Raw genomic sequence first — 18,450 nt, 5'->3', positions numbered from 1 at the left:
CATATTCCCAGCGAAAAAGGGCCATGCCGAATTCCGCCGCCGCGACCGAAACCATCGAACCGAGGCTTTTCTCGCGGCCGGACTGGCTTGCGAACGTGCTGCGAGAACGCATCCTGAAGGGCATCTACAAGCCAGGCGACCGCCTGCGCGAAGTCGAGTTGCAGCGGGAGTTCAAGCTGTCGAACGGGCCCGTGCGGGAAGCCCTCCAGAAACTTGTCGCGGACGGCATATTGACCCGTTGGCCCGGTCGCGGCGTGAGCGTCGTCGAACTGGGTATGAAGGAGATCGTGGATCTCTTTCAACTCCGGCTGGCGATCCTGGAGCTCGCGGCTGAACTTGCGGCTAAACGCGCGGATCCCGCGGTCCTCGTGGAGGCGGCGCTCGTGCGCAAGAACCTCCGCGCGGCGTTGTCAAAAGTGAAATCGGGGGACCTGGCGCTGATAAGCGCGGAGCTCATCGACTGGATATTGCGCGGCGCCGGCAACAACCAGATGACGCAGATATGGGAGAAGACGCTGCTTCAAACGCGCATCTATGCCTACGAGTCGATGCGGCGCACAGCGGCGCGCACAGAACCAATCCAGTACCGGATCATAGACGCGATTGTCGAAGGCGACGTCGTGGCGGCACGCGCTGCTGTCCGGGATCTGACCAGGCAGACGCTCAGGGATTTGAATATCGAAGCCGACATCTAGCCGCCGGCAACGGGCGGCAAACAGCAGGAGTGCAAGCTATGGAAAAGATAATCATACAGCCCAAGGGAATGGCAGAAGCGGTCGGTCCCTTCTCCCGCGCCGTCCTCATCGGAGACTATCTTCACATCGCCGGGACCACCGCGCTCAGCCATGTCTCGGGCGACTACTATGATCGCAAGGTCCCGGACACGATCGAGGAGCAGACGCGCCTGACGCTCGACAACATCCGCAAGTGCGTGGAGGCGGCCGGCGGAACGATGGACGACATCTTCAAGGTCGTGATCATGCTCAAGGAACCCAGCGAATATAAGCGCATGAACGCGACGCGCGCGGAGTACTTCCGGAAGGATCCGCCGATCAGCACCTGCTTCCGTGCCGAGCTGATGCGCAGCGACATCCTCGTGGAGATCGAGGCGGTAGCGTTCATTCCGAATGCCTCGCCAGCAGTTCGGTCATGAACTCCTACCAGGCCGGTCGCGCGCTGAAGGTCGTAGCGTCGTTGCTGGTGATTGCGTTGATCTGGGAAATGTCGTGCCGGTTTTTCAGCATTCCCGCATATCTGATCCCCGCGCCAAGCTCGATTGTCGCCAAGCTGATCGAGAAACGTGATCTCTATGTCTATCATGGCTGGATCACATTGTACGAGACCTTCGCGGGCTTTGCGGTGGCCGTGATCTTCGGTATTGCCGCGGCCATGCTGATCGTGCTGGTTCCCTCGATCCGCGACGTGCTGATGCCGCTTCTTTTGATCGCGCAACTCGTGCCGAAGGTCGCGATCGCTCCGATTCTGCTGGTCTGGTTCGGATACGGCGTCCTTCCCAAGGTCATCATCGCGTTCCTCGTCGCGTTCTTCCCGATTGTCGTGAACGTGGGATTGGGACTGGCCGCGGTCGAGAAGGAACTGCTGGATCTCGGCAAGTCCCTGGAGGCCAGCCGCTGGCAGATATTCTGGAAGTTCAGAATACCTAGCGCGCTTCCGGAACTGTTCGGCGGCATGAAGATCGCGGTCACACTGGCGATCATAGGCGCGATCATAGGCGAGTTCGTTGGGGGTGACAAAGGATTGGGGTATCTGGTCATCATCGCCAACCAGGAACTCGACACGCCCCTGGCCTTTGCAGCGCTCTTCGTCATCTCGGCTATCGGCATCGCTCTATATGCGCTGGTCGAGTTCGCGGAAAGAATGCTCATTCCATGGAATCGTTCGCAGGAATCCGATGAGACGGAGCGCTATGCATGAACGCGCCCGTTAATGCGATCGAACTCGACGGCATCCGGAAGACCTACACGTCCCGGAACGGTACGGTCGTCTCGCTTGACGGCGTATCGTTTGAAGTCGCGTCCCACGAGTTCGTGTCGGTGCTCGGCCCCAGCGGCTGCGGAAAGACGACGATCCTGAGGATGATCGCCGGACTCTCATCGCCGACGAGCGGCACACTGAAAGTCGATGGAAGGAAGACTACCGGCCCGCAGCAGAAGATCGGCATCGTGTTCCAGGTGCCGGCCCTGATGCGCTGGCGCAAGGTGCTGGAAAATCTCCTTCTCCCGATCGAGATTCTCGGCCGGGACCGGAAGGTGGCCACTTCTCACGCCCTCGAGCTGCTGAAGCTGGTCGGCCTGTCGGAGTTCGCGGACAAGTATCCGCACGAGCTTTCAGGTGGAATGCAGCAGCGGGTGGCGATTGCCCGGGCCCTCGTTCATGATCCGGAGATTCTTCTGCTCGACGAGCCGTTCAGCGCGCTCGACAGCATGACGCGCAATCAGCTCAATCTCGATCTGCTGCGTATCTGGAGCCAGAAGAAAAAGACAAGCCTGCTGATCACCCACAGTATTCCGGAAGCGGTGTTTCTTTCGGACCGCGTCGTCGTGCTCGGTCCCCGGCCAGCGAAGGTTTTGGACATCGTCGCGATCAAGCTTCCGCGCCCGAGGACACCGGAAATGCGCGTGTCCGCACCCTTCATCGAGATCGTCGATCGCATCGGCCGGCTCATCGGACTGGAATACGCCTGATCCCGGCGTCCGGTAATCTCTCAACAGGAAAGGTCAGACAATGAAGTTCTTGATCTCGGCAGCCGCAGCCCTTGCCATGATGTGCTCCCCGGTTGGGGCGCAGACCAGGGACAAGATCATCTTCTCGCTCAACTGGGTACCATACGGATTGCATTACGGCGTCTTCGCCGCGGAGGCGCAGGGGTTCTACCGGGATGCCAACCTCGATGTGGACATACAGCGCGGCTACGGCTCCGGCGATACGGTCAAGCGGGTTGCGACGGGTGCCGCGGACTTCGGCATGGCCGACACGGCGTCGCTCATCATCGGGCGAGGCAAGGGCCTGGAAGTAAAGCAGGTCGCCGTAATCCTGGACCGGGCTGCCGACGTTATCTTCTACGTCAAAGGTGTCGGCATCGAAAAGCCGTCTGATCTCGAAGGTCATTCGTTAGGGGCGGCGACAGGCGAGACCCCGCTGAACCTCTTGCCTGTTTTTGCCGCGGGCGCGAAGTTCGATCCCAAGAAGATTCGTATCGTCAATCTTACGCCGCCGGCGAAATTCCCGACATTGGTCTCGAAAGGCGTCGATTCGATCGTCGCCCTCGCGACCGAGGCCCCGGCTGTGCAGAGCGCGGCTGACAAGGCGGGCGTCAAGCTCGGGCGTTTCGACTACAGCGACTTCGGCGTCGACTACTATTCGATCGGCCTGATCGCGAGCGACGAGACGCTCGCCAAGCGGGGTGACCTTGCCAAACGTTTTATCGACGCGACCATGAAGGGACATGCCTGGGCGATCAGGAATCCCGATGCTGCGGCAGACGCATTTGTGAAGCGTTTTCCGGAGAGCAGCCGCGACCTTACGCTGGCGCAATGGAAGGTGGCCATCGGGCACATCGTGACCGAGCGCACGCGAAAGAACGGCCTGGGTTACATGGATCCGGAGAAGATGGCGGCGACGCTCGAACTGATCAAGAAATATCAGGATGCGAAGGCGGAACTGTCGCCGGACGAGATATTTTCAGCGAAATACCTGAGCAGGATTGAGGTGACGGAATGATCGGACAGCAAGAATCCACCGCAGCGTCACTTCGCGACGACTGGGGCCTCCTGGTCGGCGCGATCGATATCCATATTCATCACGGTCCGGACCTGTATCCGCGGATCCAGGACCCCATCGAGCTTGCGACCGAAGCGAAAGCCGCGGGCATGCGGGCCATTTGTATCAAGACGCACAACTTCCCGACGGTGCAGCTTGCGATCATGACGCGCAAGATCGTGCCGGGCATCGACATCTTCGGAAGCCTAGCGTGCAATTTACAGGTGGGCGGCGTCAATCCGATGGCGGTTGAAGCGGCCATCAAGTACGGCGCAAAGCAGATATGGCTTCCGACGATCGACTCCCGCAATCACGCGGTCGTCACCGGCTCCGTGGGCCAGCATGGACGCGGCCTGACAGTGAAGGGCGGAAATTCACAATACGCCCTCAACGTCCCCCGTCTCGATCTGCTGGACGGCGAAGGGGTACGGTCCGCGGAGATGCGGGAAGTCTTCCAACAGGTGGCCGATGCGGGCATCATCCTCAACCTCGGCCATACCTCCTACAGGGAGATGGTCGCCGTCGTCGGCCAGGCGAAGAGCCAGGGAGTGAAGAAGATCGTCTGCGACCATCCTTTCTTTTTGCGGCTTACGCTTGAGCAGCAGGTAGCCCTCGCGGACGAGGGCGTGGTCATCAACTTCACGGTTGGAGAGATTTTGCCGCGCTGGTGGCGGGCCTCCATGTCGGACTTCTCGAACGCGATCCGATCGGTCGGAGTCGCCAGGTCGGTGATATCGAGCGACTGCGGCCAGCTTCACAATCCGCCCATGGTCGAGGCCATGCGCATGTGCTGCCAGCTTTTGATCGAGGACGAATTCACGCACGATGAGATACGGACGCTGATCCAGCACAACCCGGGCGAATTGATCTACTCCTAGCAGGGGCCATGTCGTTCGGACGTCGATCGGGGCGGCGGCGCGTCGCCGCAGGCCCTGAGGGCGGTCGCGATCGCGCGCCGATTGCGCGTCCAGCTTCACCGGCAGCCCCGTCGATGATCTACATGATCGCGTGCGGCAGGAATCGCGACGTATTTCCGGTGATTGGATTCTCGTCCTCGCGGATCGACAGCCCGCACGGCACGTGATCGATCAGCCAGCTCCCGAGCACCGGATATTGACCGGAAAATTTCGGCAGCGGCGCCAGCGCCTGGCGGATGAAGCCTTCGGCGCCATATGGTCCCTCTTGCTCGACCACCGTCTCGCCTTCCCGGATCAGCGTGATGTTGGCGCCCTCGCGGGAATATATCGGCTTGCGCACGAACGAGGCCCCGAGCGTGGCGGCGTTCGGATCGTCCTCGAAAAAAGCCGGCAATAGATTGGGGTGCCCAGGAAACATGTCCCACAACAACGCAAGCATGCCCTTGTTGGAGAGGATGGCCTTCCATGGCGGTTCAATCCAGCGCGTTGAGGCTTTCGCGAGTTTTGCGCCAAATGCGTCGCGGAACATCCATTCCCAGGGATAGAGCTTGAATGCGAGTTCAATCGGGCGGTTGTCGAGATCGACGAAGTTGCCATCATCACGCCATCCGACCGCTTCGATATCGAGCAAAGTGGTCGACAGGCCAGCCTGTCGCGCGGTGTCTTCGAGATAGGCCAGCGTGCAGGCATCCTCGGCGTTTTCACTTGTCCCCGTGAGATGGAGATGCTTGCCGTTGCCGACCTTCTTCCAGGCCTCGATCAGGCGCTCATGAAGCGAATTGAACTGGTCGGCATGGGCCGGAAGGATGTGCCGCGCGATGCCCTGTTCGAGCCAGGTCCATTGAAACACCGCCGCCTCGAAGATCGAGGTCGGTGTGTCCGCGTTATATTCAAGCAATTTCGCCGGGCCTTGCCCATCGAAGGAGAGATCGAGCCGGCCGTAAAGGCTGCGCTCGTGGCGACGCCAGCTATCGCGGATCAACGGCCAGAATGCTCGCGGTATCTGCAGGCGCTGCAGCGCGAATTCGTTGTCGACCGCGCGGGCGACGACTTCAAGGCACATCGCATCGATTTCGCCGGTCGGAGTCTCGATCTGATTTTCGATTTCCTCGAGCGTGAAAGCATAGCAGGCGCGTTCGTCCCAGTAGCGCTCGCCGCCGATGGTGTGGAAATCGAATCCGGCCGCTTCGGCGGTAGCGCGCCAGTCGTCACGCTCTCGGCAGGTGAGGCGGCGCATAAAATACTAGCCTCCGAAATGCCCGGCGAACCCGTGCGCAAACGAACCGAAGCCGCCGCGCGTCACACTGCTCGACCCGGAAGCTGTGCCGGATGAAGAAGAGCTCGAACCGGAAGCCATACCCGATGAAGAATTCGACCCAAAATCGCCAAAGAAACTGCTGCGGCGCGACCAGCCACTGGATCCGCCGCCGGATGAATATCCCCGCGTCGTGCAATTGACAGCGGTTTGCGGCGAAGGGGAGGTGGCCATCCCCGGCGATGCCGGTGCGGCCATTCCCGGTGATGCCGGTTGGCAATTGTTGCGCGGCATCACCGCATAGGCGCCGCCGCCGATCGCGACCGTGCCCATCAGCAGCAGCGCGACATGGCCGGAGCGTTTCACCGGCGGAGCGGCGGCCGGGGCGACCGCCGGCTTGCGCTTGCCGAACTCGCTGGTAGGCGGCTTGGCCATGTTCAGTAGATCATGGAAGCGGCGTTGAGGGCGCCCGCGGCGAGCGAGGCAAGTCCGAGCCAGATCGCGGCGCCGAGTTCGCCGGCCGCGATCTTCGCCGACAGGTTCGGCACCGGAATCTTGACGATAAAGAACACCGCGATCTGGACCACCAGCGCGATCGCGCTCCAGATCAGGCAATCCACGATATTGGCGGAATGGGCGATGGCGCTGACCACCGGCAGCACGAAGCCGACAAGGCTGAGGCCGAGCGCAATGGCGGCCGCCGGATCATTGTCGCGGATCAGCTGGAATTCGTCGTGCGGTGTGATGCGGGTATAGACGAACAGGTAGGCGACCACGACCACGATGGCCGTGCAAAAATAGAGCAGGAACGCCGGCAGTCCGGCCAGGGATTGAAGGATCATGAGGGGTCCCCTGAGTCGCGAGACGGCAACGGTCGCATAACCCTTGTGTCGTCGCACGCGGATCGCCCGTTCAATCCCCAAAAACAAAAACCCCGCCATTTGCGGCGGGGTCCAGGTTCGGGAGGCGGAGCCTTACGGGCTCGGGGGTAATGCGCGATCAGGCGGGGATGCGCTCTTCGACCTCGTGCGGCTCGCGCAGCACATAGCCGCGGCCCCACACGGTTTCGATGAAGTTGCGGCCTTCGGAGGCGTTGGCGAGCTTCTTGCGCAGCTTGCAGATGAAGACGTCGATGATCTTCAGTTCCGGCTCGTCCATGCCGCCATAGAGATGATTGAGGAACATCTCCTTGGTGAGGGTGGTGCCCTTGCGGAGCGAAAGCAGCTCCAGCATCTGGTATTCCTTGCCCGTCAGATGCACGCGCTGGCCGCCGACCTCGACCGTCTTGGTGTCGAGATTGACCACGAGATCGCCGGTCTGGATCACCGACTGGGCGTGGCCCTTGGAGCGGCGCACGATCGCGTGGATGCGTGCAACCAGTTCGTCCTTGTGGAAGGGCTTGGTCATGTAGTCGTCGGCGCCGACGCCGAGACCCTTGACCTTGTCCTCGATGCCGGCGAGGCCGGAGAGGATCAGAATGGGTGTTTTGATCTTCGATACCCGCAACTGCTTGAGCACGTCGTAACCGGACATGTCGGGCAGATTGAGATCGAGCAGGATAATGTCGTAATCGTAAAGCTTACCGAGGTCGACGCCTTCTTCCCCGAGATCCGTCGTATAGACGTTGAAACTCTCGGATTTAAGCATCAACTCGATCGACTGCGCGACGGCGCTGTCATCTTCTATCAGCAGAACGCGCATGCCAGTCCCCTATAGTCGCCGCTCCGGGCGTCAGGTCGGCCGCACTTGCGGCACTCAAAACGCCTTTGAACAACTGATTCGGATCCTGACGGGATATGGTTAACAAAATCTGATTCGTGTGCGCAAGCTCTAACAGTGCAATTTTTGTCGAATCGCCCTAAGATATTGCTTCGAAGCAGCTTTTAGTATCCGTTCCCGTTCGAGTCCTACTTTAAGAGACGGGCCTAACCGACTCTCACGACTCGACCTTCTTTCTGACGGTCGAGCGTTCTCAGTCACCAAAGACAGTGACGTAATGATTAACGATGCGGGTAAACACGGAGTTAAGGGAGCGCCTAGAAAGCGTGAAAACTTAAGGTTTTCGCAATGAAGGCGCTCGCCGAACAGATTAGCGACATCGACGGCGTCAATATTTATGGCCGTGTGGTGGGTGTTCGCGGCCTGATGGTCGAGATCGCTGGCCCTATCCACGCGATGTCGGTCGGTGCCCGCATTGTCATCGAGACCGGCGGCAACCGTTTCATCCCCTCCGAAGTCATCGGCTTCTCCGGCAGCAACGCCGTGGTGATGCCGTTCGCCGGGCTTGACGGGGTCAGGCGCGGCTGCCGCGCCGTGATCGCCAATGCCGCGAGCCAGGTGCGGCCGTCCGCGGCATGGCTCGGCCGCGTGATCAACGCGATGGGCGAACCGATCGACGGCAAGGGCCCATTGCCCAACGGGCCGTCGCCGATGCCCTATCGCAATTCGCCGCCGCCGGCGCATTCGCGCAAGCGTGTCGGTGCGCCGCTCGATTTCGGCGTGCGCGCGCTCAATACGTTCCTGACCTGTTGCCGCGGCCAGCGGCTCGGCATCTTCGCCGGCTCCGGCGTCGGCAAGTCGGTGCTGCTGTCGATGCTGGCGCGCAATGTCGATGCCGATATCACGGTGATCGGCCTGGTCGGCGAACGAGGCCGCGAAGTGCAGGAGTTTCTGCAGGACGACCTTGGCGACGAGGGTTTGGCGCGATCGGTGGTGGTGGTTGCGACCTCGGATGAACCCGCTTTGATGCGGCGGCAGGCGGCTTATTTGACGCTGGCGATCTGCGAATATTTTCGCGATGAAGACAAAGACGTGCTGTGCCTGATGGATTCGGTGACGCGCTTTGCGATGGCGCAGCGCGAGATTGGCCTCTCAGCGGGCGAGCCGCCGACCGCCAAGGGCTACACGCCGACGGTGTTCACCGAATTGCCGAAGCTGTTGGAGCGCGCCGGACCCGGCACCGGCATCGGCTCGATCACCGGCATCTTCACGGTGCTGGTCGACGGCGACGACCACAACGAGCCGATTGCCGACGCGGTCCGCGGCATCCTGGACGGTCATATCGTGATGCAGCGCTCGATCGCCGAGCGCGGGCGCTTCCCGGCGATCAACATTCTCAAATCCGTCTCGCGCACCATGCCGAAATCGGCCGATCCGGCCTTCCTGCCGGTGATCACGCGGGCGCGGCAGATCATGGCGACCTATGCCGATATGGAGGAGTTGATCCGGCTCGGGGCCTACCGCGCCGGCTCCAGCCCGGAGGTCGACGAGGCGATCCGGCTGCATGACTCGCTCGAGGGCTTTCTGCGCCAGGGCAAGGACGAGGTAGCCGGTCTTAATGAGGGTTACCAAAAGCTTGCTCAAATCCTTACGTAATTTGGAAACGGAACGCTAACTTTGTCAGGCCATCATCCTCACCATACGAGTTGGTGTGCCGGTGGGACCCAGGGGGGATGCCGGCTTTGTCCCACGTTGAAATTGGGACTTCTGGGAGTATGAGTCGATGAAGTCACGTGAAACGCTGATCCGCCTGAAGAAATTTCAGGTCGACGAAAAGCGCCGAAGGGTCGCCCAGATCGAGGGCATGATTGCCGACTTCCAGCGCATGTCGGTCGACCTCGAGCGCGAAATCCACAGCGAACAGGAGCGCGCCGGGATCAACGATCCCTCGCATTTCGCCTATCCGACCTACGCCAAGGCGGCGATCCAGCGGCGGGAGAATCTCACCCGTTCGGCCGACGAACTGCGTATTCAGCTGGAAGACGCCAAAAGCCTGCTGGGCGAAGCCTTCGACGAACTCAAGAAGGTGGAACTGCTGGATGAGCGCGATCAGGCGCGCGAGCGGGCCGAAGAAAACGCCCGGGAACAGGCCGACCTCGACAGTATCGGCCTGATGCGCGCCCGGATCGGGGCCGTCGCCTGACGCTTGTTCCGCCGTATCTGCACCATCTGCCAAAACCCGGACCGTGAGGCCCGGGTTTTTTGTGATCATATTTCCACAGGGGCCCAGTTTCCACAGGGGGCTTGGCATCGCCGACTTGGTGGACGGATTTGGCCCAAGGTATGGTACGAGTTATTTGACCACCGCTTCGGTGATCAAAAGCGATTTTTGGGGACGCTGAATGCTGACGCCAGCTGAGCTGGTCTGGCTGATTGCCGCTGTAGCGAAGGGGGACGAGGCTGCTTTTGAGCGCCTCTATGCCGCTACGCGCGCGAAACTCTTTGGCGTGGTGCTGCGTATCTTGCGGCGACAGGATCTCGCAGAGGAAGTCGTTCAGGAAGCTTACGTCAAGATCTGGAGCAGTGCCGGGCACTTCAATCCCGGCCTGTCCTCGCCGATCACGTGGATGGCATCGATCGCCAGAAACCGCGCCATCGACGTGGTGCGCAAGCGCGGTGAATCGTCGATCGAAGAAGAACCTGCGGCGATGGAAGTCGCTGCCGATACGCCGGATCCGCTGGCGCGCCGGGAAATGACGGAAGAGTTGAAGCGGATGCTGGAGTGCGTCGGCCGCCTTGAGCCGGATCGGCAAAAGCTGGTGCTGCTCGCCTATTACAACGGCTGGAGCCGCGAGCAATTGGCGGCGAAGTTCGAGACGCCGGTGAATACGGTGAAGACGTGGCTGCGTCGCAGCATGATGGATATCAGGGAGTGCCTGGGACTCTAATGGCCTACAGCGAAGACCATATCGCGCTCGCCGCGGAATACGCGCTCGGCACTCTCGATGTCGATGAGCGGGCGCAGGTTGAGACCATGATGTCCGTCGACAAGGACTTCACGGCGATGGTCGAGGCGTGGGAGCACAAGCTCGGCGTCCTCAACCAGATGGTCGGATCGGTCGAGCCTCGGCCGGAAGTCTGGGAAAAAATCCGGGCCGCGATCGGGCATGCCGAACCGCAAGCGCCGCTGGTGATTCCGCAGGAAGCGCCGTCGATTTTCGCAGAGGCGGTCGAACCCGCAGCCGAGGTGGCGCCCTCCAACGTCATCGAGATGTCGGATAGCGCAAAACGCTGGCGCAGCGTGGCGTCGTTTACGTCGGCGCTCGCCGCTGCATTGGTCGCGTTGCTCGGCGTTCAGCTCGCTGCGCCGGATTGGCTGCCCGAAGGCCTTCGTCCGAAAGCGCGGATTCAAATTGTCGAGGCTAAAGCCCCGGCGGCATCAGCGGCATCGGCGCAATATGTTGCTGTGCTGCAGAATGGCGGCTCGCCCGCCTTCATCCTCACGGTTGACGGAGCGACCAAGAACTTCACCGTGCGCAAGGTCGGCGCGGCGGCCGAGGCAGGCAAGAGCTTTGAGCTGTGGCTGATCTCGGACAAGCTGCCAAAACCGCGTTCGCTCGGCGTGATCGGCGGCAGCGACTTCACCGCGCGGCCGGTGCTGTCATCCTATGACGCCGACACCGTCAACGCGGCTACCTACGCGGTGACGGTCGAGCAGGCGGGCGGCTCGCCCGACGGCAACCCGCACTCGACGCCGATCTTCACCGGCAAACTGATCGAGGCCGTTCCGGCCCCCGCACCTGCGCGCTGAAGCTTCACCGCCGGATTTTTTAAGTCCCCAAAAAGAGAAAACGCCCGTGGGGAGCGGGCGTTTTCAACTTGGGGTCTTATCGGGGTAGTTGGGGTCTTCTAATACTCACGAGGCGACTTTGGGGGGCTGGTAAAGCACCGCGTGAATTCACAAAATCATTAGCGCACCACCGAAGCCCCTGAACTTGTGATCGCCACCGGCTTGCCGGCTTTGATCACGCGTGCGGTCTGCGTATAGCTGTCGTCCGAGGTGCGAGCCGAGATTCCGAAACCTGCCACCGCGATACCTGCCACGAGCGCCACCACCACGATCTTGAGGTGGGTCGAACGATCCGCGCTGTAAATCGAATGGTTCATCGGAGCCTCCTGCCCACCGGCCACTTACGGATTTGTGTCGTCGGTCCGCGCGCCGGTTCAACATCTCTTGGCAGGAAACGTGGGGATTCGCCTTTCGGTTCCGAAGAGGCGATCACAAAGCGGTGAACAGACGTGATTGTTCGCGATCAGAATTCTTGGCGAAGTAGTCATAATTTGTAATTATTAAATGATTACAATGCCTTATATGGATGATTGCTGCTGTGAGCCGAAATGGCCGTTGATGTGCTCGATTGGATAAATCATTTGCCTGTGGCGAAAAAGCATCGCAGTCGCTGCTTCGTTTTTCCGTTTTGACGCGTTTTCTTTGCGCGAAGCGCAGCCTTCGCGGGAAAATGCCCTAGACGCTTCCGACCGTTTTCAGCCGGGCGCGGGGGTGGATTTCGGCCTGCGAGAGCACCGTTGTTTGCGACCTGAAGCGCTCCACCAATGAGCGCACGAACGGACGGATCGAGGCCGAGGTCACCAGCACCGGCGCCTCGCCTTCGCGGGCGGCCTGTTCGAACCGCTCGCGCACCACGGTCATGAACTCCGACAGTTTTGAGGGCTGCATCGCGAGGCTGCGCTCGTCGCCCTGGCCGATCAGCGACTCGGCGAAGGCCTGTTCCCATTTCGCTGATAGTGCGATCAGCGGCAGATAGCCGTTGTGGGAAGTGTTCTGCGCGCAGATCTGCCGGGCCAGCCGGGCGCGCACATGTTCGACCATGGTCGCGGGGTTGCGCGAGAACGCCAGCGCGTCGGCGATGCCCTCCAGAATGGTCGAGAGGTCGCGGATCGAGATGCGCTCGGCTAGCAACAATTGCAGCACGCGCTGGATGCCCGATATCGTGACCTGGGACGGCACGATGTCCTTGACCAATTCGCCCTGTTCCTTCGGCAGGTCCTTGAGAAGCTTCTGCACCTCGCCATAGGACAACAGGTCCGACATGTTGTTCTTGAGCAGCTCAGTGAGATGCGTCGACAGCACCGTCGCGGCATCGACCACGGTGTAGCCCTTGAGCGAGGCTTCTTCTTTCAGGCTGGCATCGACCCAGGTCGCGGGCAGTCCGAAGGTCGGCTCGATGGTGTGAATGCCGGGTACGGCGACCTGGCTGCCGCCGGGATCCATGACCATGAACTGGCTGGGCCAGATCCGGCCGGTGCCCGCATCCACTTCCTTGATCTTGATGATGTAGGTGTTGGCCTCGAGCTGCACATTGTCGAGAATGCGCACCGCCGGCATCACGAAACCCATTTCGATCGCAAGCGAGCGGCGCAGCGCCTTGATCTGTTCGGTCAGGCGGTCGGTGCCGTCGGGGCCGTTGACCAGCGGCAGCAGCGCGTAACCGAGCTCGATCTTGAGGTCGTCGATCTTCAATGCCGTCGAGATCGGCTCTTCGGCGGCGGCCGCGGCCGCCGCGGCATTGGCGGGAGCTGCGGCTGCGCTCGCTGCCGCCGCGGTCGCGGCGCGCTTGTTCTTGCGGGCCGAAATCGCGGCCGCGGCGGCACCGCCGCCCAATATCAGGAAGGGCAACATCGGAATGCCCGGCAGGGTCGCCAGCAGCAGCATTACGCCGGCCGACATGCCCAGCGCCTGCGGATAGCCGGAAAGCTGCTTCATCAGCGCCTTGTCGGCGGCGCCGCTGACGCCGGCCTTCGAGACCAGCAGACCTGCCGCGGTCGAGACGATCAGCGCCGGAATTTGCGTGACCAGGCCGTCGCCGACGGTGAGTAGCGTGTAGGTGCGCGCCGCTTCGCTGAAAGCCAGGCCCTGCTGGGCCACGCCGATGATGATGCCGCCGATGATGTTGATGAACACCACCAGAAGCCCCGCAATCGCATCGCCGCGCACGAACTTCGAGGCACCGTCCATCGCGCCGAAGAAGCCGCTTTCGTCTTCCAGCGCCTTGCGCCGTTCCTTGGCGACCTTTTCGTCGATCAGGCCGGCCGACAGATCGGCGTCGATCGCCATCTGCTTGCCGGGCATGGAGTCCAAGTGGAAGCGGGCCGCGACTTCCGCGATACGTCCCGAACCCTTGGTGATGACGACGAAGTTCACGATCACCAGGATCGCGAACACGATAATCCCGATCACGAAATTACCGCCCATCACGAAATTGCCGAAGGCTTCGATGACGTGGCCGGCGGCGTCCGTGCCCTCATGGCCGCGCGACAGGATCAGCCGCGTCGAGGCGAGGTTGAGCGACAGCCGCAGCATGGTCGAGATCAAAAGGATGGTCGGGAACGAGGAGAATTCCAGCGGCGCCTGGATGAACAGCGACGTCATCAGGATCAGGATCGACAGCGTGATCGAGATCGCGAGAAACAGATCGAGCACGATCGAGGGCAGCGGCAGGATCAGCACCACCAGGATGGTGAGAATGCCGAACGCCAGCCCGAGATCGCCTCGCAACAGGATATTGCGGATTTCACTGAAACTCGGGAACCCGCCTGAGGGGGCCCCTGCGCCCTGACCTGCCGTGACGTCGACCATTACTGCTGCTTCCCCCCGCGAATGCCGATCACGGGCGCCAAACGACTGCGCGGCGGCCGATGGGCCACCGTTTCGAAAGTGAGGCACCGCACTGGCGTCCACGGGTACTCCCCCGTTCTACGCGGCTGACGACACTCAACTTCTTCCACTCGGCAATTTTTGCCCAGTTTATGGTTAGGAAAGGGTTAACGGGGAGATTAACCCGTCATTTCCGGGCGAGCGCCAGCGTGTAGGATGGGTGGAGCGAAGCGATACCCATCAGACCATGAACCGGAATCGCTGAGCCCCAATCGGCTGTATACGGGAATGGGGCCGGCGATGGGTTTCGCAATGGCTCAACCCATCCTACAGAGCGGTGGGGGTTGTAGGATGGGTGGAGCGAAGCGATACCCATCACCTAGTCTATCGCATCATCGGAGCCTGCTGGCATGACCGGCTATCGTCGCAACTTCGTGGCCGGGGGCAGCTTTTTCTTCACCGTCAATCTGGCGGAGCGCCGGCTGAACGTACTGACGCAACATATCGATGAACTGCGCATCGCCTTTCGCGAGACGCGCCGGCGTCATCCGTTCACAATCGATGCGGTAGTTGTACTGCCTGATCATCTCCACACGGTCTGGACACTCCCCGAGGCCGACGCGGATTTTTCCACGCGCTGGCGGCTGATCAAATCGGCATTCTCACGCCGCCTCGCAACCGGCGAAAGGATTTCAGACAGCCGCGCCGCCAAGGGTGAACGCGGTATCTGGCAGCGGCGTTACTGGGAGCATACCATTCGCGACGAGAACGATTTCGCGCGTCATATCGATTACGTCCATATCAACCCGGTCAAGCATGGGCTCGTGTCGCGGGTGCGGGATTGGCCGTATTCGTCGTTCCATCGTATGGTGAAACTCGGAATCTATCCCGAGGATTGGGCTGGCGATATCACCGATTATGCCGGGGATTTTGGCGAGCGATCATAGCGCGTGTGGCGTGGTGGCGTAGGATGGGTGGAGCGCAACGATACCCATCACCATGATACGTGCAGCAGATGATGGGTTTCGCAAGAGCTCAACCCATCCTACGGGCTACCACCCACACCGACCCCGAGTCCGTGATAAGAGGTACGCCATGACATCTCTCTCGCAATCCGACTTGGAAAATTTGCGGACTGACGCAAGCAGCTTGGCGACCTCGGCATTTGTCGGAGTTCTGGTAGGCTTTGGGTCGATGATATTGCACTTCTCTAATGGATCATCGGTACTCTTGCAGTGTGTATTTGAGGTGTTTGACGGTAGGCTCTTGCAGTCCGGCCATGGCGCGTCTCCAGGAACTTCAGCAATTCTTTTTGAGTTTTTCAACGAGCAGGTCGCTAGTGTTAACGTTGATACGGTCGGCCAGTTGACGTTCAACTTTGGCGTAGAGAGAGGGTTTCGAATAATTCCAGATGGTTCAGGATTTGAATCCTACGTGTTACGAACTTCGAAAGGTGTTTTTCCAGTTTATTGAGCCGGCCGACATTTTGTGAAGGAGTGAAGCTCGTAGGATTGATTGGGGTGCATGCGATGCCAAATCGCGTCGTGGTTTCACGATTAGGAATTACGGTGCCTAGGGCGGTTTAGCCGAAGGCGTAACCCGCCGCGGTGAAGAAGAAAGAAGATGGCGGATTACGCCTTCGGCTAATCCGCCCTACGGGCTGCAGAACCCAATGTATGACGCGTTCGGCAATTTCGAATACGGCGCCACAGGCGCGGCGGCAGGCTACTCCAATAGGACGTTGACGGGCATGGGTGACCTACTGCACGGAGGCACGAACAACCCGATCAATACGCAAGATATCACAAGCGGAGCGAACGCGATCAACAACGGGGGCACGCTGTCGACGATCGATTCCAGCCAGATCGGCAATGTCGCTGCGAACGCGAATAGCAACGGCGGCAACACTGGCCAAGTCGGTAGTGGAGGCGGCGGCAAATAATGGTGAACCGGCGGTGGATTATGATTGGTGTTGCTGGGTTTCTGGCCTTGGTGTTGGTTTTAATCACATGGCGTTGGCTGTTTCCGCCGTTCCCTGATGAACAGCACGTAGTCACGCTCTATGCCGCACACGAGGAAGAATTCGCCGCGCTCACCAAGATGATTCAGAATCATTGTGCTGGGCAGTTGACACCGGAGGCGGCAGCGGCCGCCAGCCGTATCGACCGGCGAATGCGCATAGCTTGTGATTACGATGGCACCGTGCGTTTCATCTTGGGTGTGCGCGGACTTATGACAATCGGTCCCGAGCAGATCATAGGCCTCACTTACGTCCCGGGTGATCCCGAGCGAAAGGGAAGCGTCGTGACCGCGTTAGGGCCGCACATGCAGGACGTCGGCAACGTCTACCTACGCCAGGTCGACAACCATTGGTACGTGTTCACACAGAATACGGACTGACACAAACAATATGCCTATGTCTATAAATATCGCTGAACGAATTACGGTGACAGAGTTACAGAATTTCGGTGACGAATTACGGCGAATTACGGAATTACGGTGACAGTGCACTAATTGCGGTGCTGCAGATTAATTAAGTGCACTGTCACAGTAATTCCCACCAACAGCCGACATCCACGAAGTCTACGAAATGCTTGAGAGAGGCAAAGATCAGGGCGTGTGGTTGTTTCAAGAGGGCTATGCTGATGTTCCGGAAGTCTCCCGGCCGACGCCAATCTGAAATCCCTAGATTTCCTAACCTCCAATTGCACATCTGAACCCGCTGCTGGGCACGTCGTCCACTAACCATGCCGCGCCGCACCACATCCTGTTGCGCTGCATCTGCATGCCCAATATCGCGCCATGGCGCTTGACCTGATGGCAGCGGCCGACGAAGTTGCGGCCGCCGTGGAAATTGCTTCTCCTTCCAGCCGAAATTCGACGCTGTTCGTCCCCGATTCGCGCCGGGCATGGACGCGTTTGGCCGTGGCCGTGCTGATCGGCTCGCTCGGTAGCGTCGGGATGTGGTCGGTCGTGGTGGCGCTGCCGGTGGTGCAGACCGAATTCGCGGCCTCGCGCGGCACCGCGTCACTCGCCTTTACGATGGTGATGCTCGGCTTCGGCGCCGGCGGCGTGCTGACCGGGAAAATCACCGACCGTTACGGCATCGTCACGGCCATTGGGCTCGGCGTCGGTCTGCTCGGCCTTGGCTATATCGGGGCGGGCATGTCGCCGTCGATCTGGCAATTCATTATCACGCATCTTGTCATCGGGCTCAGCGCATCGGCGACGTTCGGCCCGCTGATGGCGGAAGCCTCGCACTGGTTCAGCCGCTACCGCGGGCTTGCGGTCACCATCGCCGCCAGCGGCAATTATATAGGCGGCACGATCTGGCCGCCGCTGGTGAATTTCGGCATGGAGACGATCGGCTGGCGCACCACCCATATCGCGATCGGCATCTTCACTGTGATTGCGATGGCGCTCGCGCTGGTCTGGCTGCGCGTGCTGATGGGGGCGGGAACGCAGCGCAGCCACGTCGATGCGGCGCCGCCGCGGGTCGATCTGCGGCTTTCGACCAACGCCCTGACCGTGATCCTGTCGATTGCCAGCATCGCCTGCTGCGTCGCGATGGCGATGCCGCAGGTCCATATCGTCGCCTATTGCGGCGATCTCGGCTATGGCGCGGCGCGCGGCGCCGAGATGTTGTCGCTGATGCTCGGCTTTGGAATCATCAGCCGGATCGGTTCGGGGTTCCTGGCCGACAAGATCGGCGGCATCCGCACGCTCCTGATCGGCTCGGTCGCGCAGGGCGCGGCGCTGTTGTTCTATCTGTTCTTCGACGGTCTGACCTCGCTCTACATCATCTCGGCGATGTTCGGCCTGTTCCAGGGCGGCATCGTGCCGAGCTACGCCATCATCGTGCGCGAGGCGATGCCGGCGTCGCAGGCCGCCACCCGCGTCGGCATCGTGATCTTTGCTTCGGTGTTCGGGATGTCGCTCGGCGGCTGGGTGTCCGGTGTGATCTTCGACTCCACGGGCTCCTACGCGGCGGCGTTCCTCAACGGGCTCGGATGGAATTTGGTCAACGTCACGATCATGGTCACGCTGTTGATCCGCTCGCGGCAGCGGCTGGCATTAGCGTAAAGACTTCGCTCGAAAACGCT

21 protein-coding genes are annotated in these 18,450 nt (G+C 60.7%); 15 read left to right on the top strand and 6 right to left on the bottom strand.

Annotated features, from left to right (window positions below):
* Window positions 1-23 precede the first annotated feature (23 nt).
* From HB676_RS17910 to HB676_RS17885, 6 genes are read left to right on the top strand one after another with little or no spacing between them, the layout of a single operon-like run.
* Window positions 24-695, top strand: coding sequence for a GntR family transcriptional regulator (locus HB676_RS17910; protein ID WP_213739159.1), 672 nt, complete (start codon window positions 24-26; stop codon window positions 693-695).
* Window positions 696-733: 38 nt separating this feature from the next.
* Window positions 734-1,153: a RidA family protein gene (locus HB676_RS17905; RefSeq protein WP_213739158.1), complete on the top strand. Its 420-nt coding sequence runs from the start codon at window positions 734-736 to the stop codon at window positions 1,151-1,153.
* A complete protein-coding gene (locus HB676_RS17900) occupies window positions 1,150-1,935 on the top strand; it encodes an ABC transporter permease (RefSeq protein ID WP_213739157.1) in 786 nt (261 codons plus the stop codon). Before HB676_RS17905 ends, HB676_RS17900 begins: the two co-directional genes overlap by 4 nt.
* Complete coding sequence (locus HB676_RS17895; RefSeq protein ID WP_213739156.1) at window positions 1,932-2,705, top strand: ABC transporter ATP-binding protein; 774 nt, start codon at window positions 1,932-1,934, stop codon at window positions 2,703-2,705. Before HB676_RS17900 ends, HB676_RS17895 begins: the two co-directional genes overlap by 4 nt.
* 40 nt (window positions 2,706-2,745) lie before the next feature.
* Window positions 2,746-3,741 carry an ABC transporter substrate-binding protein gene (locus HB676_RS17890; RefSeq protein WP_213739155.1) on the top strand — a complete coding sequence of 332 codons (996 nt, stop codon included), beginning with the start codon at window positions 2,746-2,748 and terminating at the stop codon, window positions 3,739-3,741.
* Window positions 3,738-4,658 carry a DUF6282 family protein gene (locus tag HB676_RS17885; RefSeq protein ID WP_213739154.1) on the top strand — a complete coding sequence of 307 codons (921 nt, stop codon included), beginning with the start codon at window positions 3,738-3,740 and terminating at the stop codon, window positions 4,656-4,658. Before HB676_RS17890 ends, HB676_RS17885 begins: the two co-directional genes overlap by 4 nt.
* A gap of 118 nt (window positions 4,659-4,776) precedes the next feature.
* On the opposite strand, the gene HB676_RS17880 is transcribed toward HB676_RS17885, so the two are convergent.
* From HB676_RS17880 to HB676_RS17865, 4 genes are all read right to left on the bottom strand, one after another.
* Window positions 4,777-5,934 (bottom strand): glutathionylspermidine synthase family protein, encoded by a 1,158-nt coding sequence (locus HB676_RS17880; RefSeq protein WP_213739153.1) that lies wholly within the window; start codon window positions 5,932-5,934, stop codon window positions 4,777-4,779.
* 6 nt (window positions 5,935-5,940) lie between these two features.
* Entirely contained in the window at window positions 5,941-6,387 is a 447-nt protein-coding gene (locus HB676_RS17875) for a hypothetical protein (protein WP_213739152.1), read from the bottom strand.
* A 2-nt stretch (window positions 6,388-6,389) separates the two neighbouring features.
* On the bottom strand, window positions 6,390-6,794 hold the full coding sequence (locus HB676_RS17870; RefSeq protein ID WP_213739151.1) for a DUF350 domain-containing protein: 405 nt from the start codon (window positions 6,792-6,794) through the stop codon (window positions 6,390-6,392).
* A 157-nt stretch (window positions 6,795-6,951) separates the two neighbouring features.
* Complete coding sequence (locus tag HB676_RS17865) at window positions 6,952-7,653, bottom strand: response regulator transcription factor (RefSeq protein ID WP_007600544.1); 702 nt, start codon at window positions 7,651-7,653, stop codon at window positions 6,952-6,954.
* 366 nt (window positions 7,654-8,019) lie between these two features.
* On the opposite strand from HB676_RS17865, the gene fliI reads away from it, so the two are divergent.
* From fliI to HB676_RS17845, 4 genes are all read left to right on the top strand, one after another.
* Entirely contained in the window at window positions 8,020-9,327 is a 1,308-nt protein-coding gene (gene fliI / locus HB676_RS17860; protein WP_213739150.1) for a flagellar protein export ATPase FliI, read from the top strand.
* 127 nt (window positions 9,328-9,454) lie between these two features.
* The gene (fliJ, locus tag HB676_RS17855) at window positions 9,455-9,874 is read left to right on the top strand and encodes a flagellar export protein FliJ (RefSeq protein ID WP_213739149.1); all 420 of its coding nucleotides are present in this window, start codon (window positions 9,455-9,457) and stop codon (window positions 9,872-9,874) included.
* Between the two features lie 199 nt (window positions 9,875-10,073).
* Window positions 10,074-10,619, top strand: a complete 546-nt coding sequence (locus HB676_RS17850; protein ID WP_213739148.1) for a sigma-70 family RNA polymerase sigma factor — start codon at window positions 10,074-10,076, stop codon at window positions 10,617-10,619.
* Window positions 10,619-11,482: an anti-sigma factor gene (locus HB676_RS17845; RefSeq protein ID WP_213739207.1), complete on the top strand. Its 864-nt coding sequence runs from the start codon at window positions 10,619-10,621 to the stop codon at window positions 11,480-11,482. Before HB676_RS17850 ends, HB676_RS17845 begins: the two co-directional genes overlap by 1 nt.
* Window positions 11,483-11,640: 158 nt before the next feature.
* On the opposite strand, the gene HB676_RS17840 is transcribed toward HB676_RS17845, so the two are convergent.
* Both HB676_RS17840 and flhA read right to left on the bottom strand, forming a co-directional pair.
* On the bottom strand, window positions 11,641-11,838 hold the full coding sequence (locus HB676_RS17840) for a hypothetical protein (RefSeq protein WP_213739147.1): 198 nt from the start codon (window positions 11,836-11,838) through the stop codon (window positions 11,641-11,643).
* 358 nt (window positions 11,839-12,196) lie between these two features.
* Window positions 12,197-14,431, bottom strand: coding sequence for a flagellar biosynthesis protein FlhA (gene flhA, locus HB676_RS17835; RefSeq protein WP_213739146.1), 2,235 nt, complete (start codon window positions 14,429-14,431; stop codon window positions 12,197-12,199).
* A gap of 326 nt (window positions 14,432-14,757) precedes the next feature.
* On the opposite strand from flhA, the gene HB676_RS17830 reads away from it, so the two are divergent.
* The 5 genes from HB676_RS17830 (at window position 14,758) to HB676_RS17810 (ending at window position 18,430) form a co-directional block, all read left to right on the top strand.
* Window positions 14,758-15,294, top strand: a complete 537-nt coding sequence (locus HB676_RS17830; protein ID WP_213739145.1) for a transposase — start codon at window positions 14,758-14,760, stop codon at window positions 15,292-15,294.
* Window positions 15,295-15,442: 148 nt separating this feature from the next.
* Window positions 15,443-15,820 carry a hypothetical protein gene (locus HB676_RS17825; RefSeq protein ID WP_213739144.1) on the top strand — a complete coding sequence of 126 codons (378 nt, stop codon included), beginning with the start codon at window positions 15,443-15,445 and terminating at the stop codon, window positions 15,818-15,820.
* 199 nt (window positions 15,821-16,019) lie between these two features.
* Complete coding sequence (locus tag HB676_RS17820) at window positions 16,020-16,289, top strand: polymorphic toxin type 44 domain-containing protein (RefSeq protein ID WP_213739143.1); 270 nt, start codon at window positions 16,020-16,022, stop codon at window positions 16,287-16,289.
* Window positions 16,290-16,309: 20 nt separating this feature from the next.
* Complete coding sequence (locus HB676_RS17815; RefSeq protein ID WP_213739142.1) at window positions 16,310-16,747, top strand: hypothetical protein; 438 nt, start codon at window positions 16,310-16,312, stop codon at window positions 16,745-16,747.
* 402 nt (window positions 16,748-17,149) lie between these two features.
* Window positions 17,150-18,430 (top strand): MFS transporter, encoded by a 1,281-nt coding sequence (locus HB676_RS17810; RefSeq protein ID WP_249780305.1) that lies wholly within the window; start codon window positions 17,150-17,152, stop codon window positions 18,428-18,430.
* The last annotated feature ends 20 nt before the right edge of the window (window positions 18,431-18,450 follow it).

This window comes from Bradyrhizobium sp. dw_411 (assembly GCF_018449695.1).
In the GTDB taxonomy this organism is placed as follows: Bacteria; Pseudomonadota; Alphaproteobacteria; order Rhizobiales; family Xanthobacteraceae; genus Bradyrhizobium.
The sequence above is the reverse complement of the archived record's forward strand: the minus strand, read 5'-3'. Positions and strand labels throughout refer to the sequence as shown.